This window comes from Parvibaculum sp. (genome assembly GCF_049672805.1).
GTDB lineage: Bacteria > Pseudomonadota > Alphaproteobacteria > Parvibaculales > Parvibaculaceae > Parvibaculum.
The window spans coordinates 1-4,384 of record NZ_JBATWS010000233.1 but is presented as its reverse complement, the minus strand read 5'-3'; the positions used below and the strand labels follow the sequence as shown (position 1 = coordinate 4,384).

At 60.8% G+C, this 4,384-nt stretch carries 6 protein-coding genes; 2 read left to right on the top strand and 4 right to left on the bottom strand.

The features are described from left to right. On the bottom strand, positions 1–677 hold a 677-nt coding region (locus WBF74_RS07540), incomplete at its 3' end, for a beta-ketoacyl-ACP synthase III (RefSeq protein ID WP_424437566.1). Positions 678–841: 164 nt separating this feature from the next. On the opposite strand from WBF74_RS07540, the gene WBF74_RS07535 reads away from it, so the two are divergent. After that, the gene (locus tag WBF74_RS07535) at positions 842–1,501 is read left to right on the top strand and encodes a pyridoxamine 5'-phosphate oxidase family protein (protein WP_424437563.1); all 660 of its coding nucleotides are present in this window, start codon (positions 842–844) and stop codon (positions 1,499–1,501) included. A gap of 10 nt (positions 1,502–1,511) precedes the next feature. Here WBF74_RS07535 and WBF74_RS07530 read toward each other — a convergent pair whose 3' ends face one another. The 3 genes from WBF74_RS07530 to WBF74_RS07520 form a co-directional block, all read right to left on the bottom strand. After that, entirely contained in the window at positions 1,512–2,159 is a 648-nt protein-coding gene (locus tag WBF74_RS07530; protein ID WP_424437560.1) for a bactofilin family protein, read from the bottom strand. A gap of 126 nt (positions 2,160–2,285) precedes the next feature. Further along, the gene (locus tag WBF74_RS07525) at positions 2,286–2,879 is read right to left on the bottom strand and encodes a DNA-3-methyladenine glycosylase I (RefSeq protein WP_424437557.1); all 594 of its coding nucleotides are present in this window, start codon (positions 2,877–2,879) and stop codon (positions 2,286–2,288) included. Beyond that, positions 2,869–3,786: a YgfZ/GcvT domain-containing protein gene (locus WBF74_RS07520; RefSeq protein WP_424437554.1), complete on the bottom strand. Its 918-nt coding sequence runs from the start codon at positions 3,784–3,786 to the stop codon at positions 2,869–2,871. The genes WBF74_RS07525 and WBF74_RS07520 overlap by 11 nt, the downstream gene beginning before the upstream one ends. A gap of 181 nt (positions 3,787–3,967) precedes the next feature. Here WBF74_RS07520 and WBF74_RS07515 point away from each other — a divergent pair. Continuing rightward, the coding region (locus tag WBF74_RS07515; protein ID WP_424437551.1) for a glycosyltransferase family 9 protein at positions 3,968–4,384 on the top strand (417 nt) is incomplete at its 3' end.

Genomic DNA, 4,384 nt, shown 5'->3' with positions numbered 1-4,384 from the left:
CCCAGAATCTCCCATGCGCCTTTGGCGGTGCATGTCTCTTCGGATTCCACGATGATCGCCGTGCAGACATCGCCGAAGATGAAATGGCTGTCGCGATCGCGGAAGTTGAGATGGCCCGAGCAGATTTCGGGGTCGACGATCAGCACACATTTCGCAGAACCGGAGCGGATCATGTCATGTGCGGTCTGAATGCCGAACGTGGCGGATGAGCAGGCCACGTTCATGTCGAAGCCGAAGCCTTCAATGCCGAGCAGGTCTTGCACTTCCACGGCAATGGCCGGATAGGGCCGCTCTAGATTGGAGCAGGCAACGAGAACGGCGTCGATATCGGCAGCCGTCTTGTTCGCCCGCGCCATGGCCTTTTTCGCCGCATCAACTGCCATCTCCGCAAGAATGGACGGCTCGTCATTGCTGCGCTGGCGCAGGCGCGGTGCCATGATGTTGGGATCGAGAATGCCGCTCTTGTTCATCACATAGCGGGCTTCAATGCCCGACGCCTTCACGATGAAATCGACACTCGATTCATTCAGAGCCTCGACCTCGCCTCGCTCAATGGCGGCCGCGTTCTCTTCGTTGAACTTGCGGACATAGGTGTTGAAGCTGTCGACCAGTTCTTTATTGCTTATGGAATGGGGTGGCGTAAAAACGCCCGTCCCGCTTATGACGACTTTGTTCACTGTTCACCTGACGGTTCTTGATATCGCTGCCGATCTCAACCCTGCGACTGTATCGCTTTATACGGGATGAAGATGCGGGGCTCCCCCTTTGTTCATGGAAGCTAAAATAGAACAGCGCATCCATGGATGCTACTGCCGAGCAGGCCGGGAGAGAGGAAGAGGCTATGAGTGAGGGTAAACCGGCAGGCGGCGCGGGGAGTTCACTGCCTCAGGCACCGCTGGAGGCGGCCGAGATAGGCGCTCTCACACTCACGCAGATGTCCGCCTTTGCCTCGGCGCTGATTGCGGACGGGCTGGAAAACCCTAGCTCTCCCTTGCGTAAACCTGCGCTCGCGACAGTTGGCGCAGGCGGGCTGCCTGCCGTGCGGACGGTGATTCTGCGCTTTGCCGATGAAGCCCACCGGACACTGGGCTTTTTCACCGATGCCCGCTCCCCCAAGGTGGCGGAACTTCAACAAAACCCGCGCGCCGCGCTGCTTTTCCACGATCCGCGCTGCGACATGCAGCTTCGGCTCTCAGGAAGGGCGGAGATTCGCGTGGGTGATGAGGTTGCCTGGGCGCGTGCAGCGGCGCCGAGCCGCCGGGCCTATCTCGTTACCGCAGCGCCCGGCACGCTCTCGCCAGGGCCGGTGTCGGGCCTCCCTTCTGATGTGGAAGGAATCATCCCGCCGCTGGAACGGCTTGAGGAAGGACGCGCCAATTTCGCGTTGATCGAATTTCGGGTGGAGGAGAGAGACATGCTCATCCTCAGCCGCGCAGGCAACCGCCGCGCCCGCTTCCGCCTTGAAGGCGGGCGCGAGGCGGCCAGCTGGCTGGTGCCCTGAGCAGCAGGGCTCAGATCATGGACGCGGCGCGGCCGCTCGCCTCGTCTTTCTTCTCGGTCTTGGCCTCATCCTTGCTGCTGGCCGCAAGGCGTGGCGCCTCGCCCGCATCCGCCGCGCGGATTTCGCCGCTCACCTGACCGCCCTGTTCGACTTTCAGTTCGCCATAACGAACCGTGCCCGTCACGCGGCCGGAGGAATTGATGGTGAGGCACTTCTTCACGGTCAGCGTGCCATCGAACTTACCGTTCACTTCCGCTTCTTCAACGGTCGCATCGCCGCGCACATTACCAGTTTCCGTAATCGTGAGCGTGCCGCTTTCAATGGTCGCCTGAACATCGCCTTCAATCACGAGCGAGTCACAGGACTGGATCTTGCCTTCAAGCTTGAGGCCACGGCCGACATGGAGATTGGCTGCCGGGGCCGGGCTGCTGGATGAAGGATTGATGCTGGTCGATTGAAGCGTGCGCACGGGCGTCTTCCTTGCTTGATAAGAGGGAGTGACGACACGCGTGCCAGCCTTGTCGTCTTCGTCGGTGTGATTTTCTGCAGGGCGCGGGTCTGATGGCGTTCCCTTTGTCTGCACGTCATCGCTGCTGCGCGCGCCGGACGAATCCGGTGCGGGTGCAGTGTCGGAAACACCCTTGGGGCGCTTGAACATTTTTGAATCCCCTCCACTGGAACTGGAACGGACTTGAAACTATGCGCGCAACGTGGCTCGCATGTGCCGACAATGTGGCGGAACATTGATTGCGCGCAGTCAGCAGCGCATAACGGTGCTTAATTATTAGTTTTTGTTTTGCGCCAATGCGGAGCAGGTCTTGTGGCGATGACAGGTCACAAGATGGTCGTTGACGATTCCGACGGCCTGCGCGAAGGCATAAACAATCGTCGGTCCGCAAAACTTGAAGCCGCGCTTCTTCAGTTCCTTCGACATGGCAATGCTCATCGGTGTCTCTGCGGGCACCTGCGAGAGCTGCTTCCATTTATTCTGGACGGGCACACCATCGGTGAAGTCCCAAAGGAAATCTGAAAAGCGCTCACCCCTTTCCATCATGGCGAGATAGGCTTTCGCATTGCCGATCGTCGCTTCGATCTTGCCGCGATGGCGGATGATGCCGGGGTTCTGGAGAAGTTTCTCGACCTTGGCGGGCTTGTAGCGGGCAATCACTTCCGGTTCGAAACCATCAAAGGCTTCGCGAAAACTTTCTCGTTTTCTGAGAATGGTGATCCAGGAAAGCCCGGCCTGAAACCCGTCGAGAATGAGCTTCTCGAAAAGCGCGCGATCATCATATTCCGGCACGCCCCATTCTTCATCGTGATAGGCGATGTAGAGCGGGTCTTCTCCCGGCCAGGGGCATCGCTGGATGTCAGTCGCCATCTGTTTCCACCTCGGCGGTTTCACCACTGCCGATGCTAGCCTCAAGCCATTCCGGCACTTCCGGCCTGATTTCCGAAAGCTCCGCTTCCAGCACCGCTCCCCTGATGAGGTCGAGCCGCAGCAGCGCCAGCGCGCGTCCCGTTTCAGCGTCGGTAGAGTGGATCGTGCCCACTTCACGCATGCCGCCCTTCACCGGCGTGCCGGGCGCGGGCATGTCACCTTCCACATGCACAGGCAAAAGCCGTTTGCGCACGCTGCCGCGCCGCTTCGTCCGCGAGGTTACTTCCTGCCCGACAAAGCAGCCCTTGTGGAAATCGATACCGTTAAGTTCCGCAAAATTGACCTCAAGCGGAAAGGTCCGATCCGGTTCAAAATCATGTGCCGCATCGCCTATTCCAAGCTGAATGCGGTGGCTGTGCCACGCAGTTTCAGACACGGCGGTGGCACCCGCTGCCCTGATCGCGCCATCAACCCCATCCCTTGGCAGGATCGCACGCCGCCCCATGGCCTCAAGGCGCGGGTCGGGCAGACCCGGTCCTTCCTGCATGGGTGCCGCATCCTCGTTCCAGAAGGCGACCACGGCCTGTTCGGTGCTGATATCGGCGATCTCCACCTTGGCGCGGAGTTTGTACATGGTGAGCCGCTTGACAAGATCGGCTATCCGCGCGCCATCGCAATCGAGCAGCACGGCGCTCTCGTCGTCAGGGTCGGCGGTCATGAAGAAGTCGAAGAGGAATTTGCCCTGCGGCGTCAGCAGGGCGGAATAGACAAGGTTTTTGCCGTCGGCGCGGTCCACATTATTGGTCACGAGGTTCTGCAGGAAGCTTCGTGCCTCCGGCCCGCTCACCCGAATGATACCCCGCCCCTCAAGCGTGGAGGCCATCGCCCCGCCTGTCGCCCCGGTCATTTCCATCCCGCCTTGTTTGTCCTTCCACAAGATGTAGGACCGCCTTTGTCGCTCCGCAAGTCAGGCCGGAAGGACAGGCGAGCCTTGGCATCCTATCCGCCGCCTCCTATAAACGCCGGGGATGGTGGCTGGCGCTGCCATCCCCCCTGGGTTTCCCTGTCCGCTGCTGCCGGAACGCCGAATGCGCATTCTTTTCATCGCTTCAAACCGCATCGGCGATGCCGTGCTCTCCACGGGCATTCTGGGCGGGCTGATGGAGCGCTATCCGGGCGCCGAGTTCTGGGTAGCCTGCGGGCCGCTCGCCGTGCAGGTCTTTGCCCATGCGCCGGGTGTCACCCGCATCATCGAGATGCGGAAGGAAAAAAGGGCGGGCCATTGGCGAAAGCTCCTGAAAGCCGTTCTCTTCCGCCGTTTCGAGGTGGTGGTGGATCTGCGCGGTTCGGCGACGGCCTGGCTCACCTTCGCGCGCAAACGCCACATTCTGAAGCCCGACCATGAGCTTCACCGCGTTGTCCATAATGCGCGTGTCGTGGACATGGACCCGCCCCCGTCGCCCCGCGTCTGGCCGGGCGATGCCGCGCGGGCCCGCGCTGTGGAG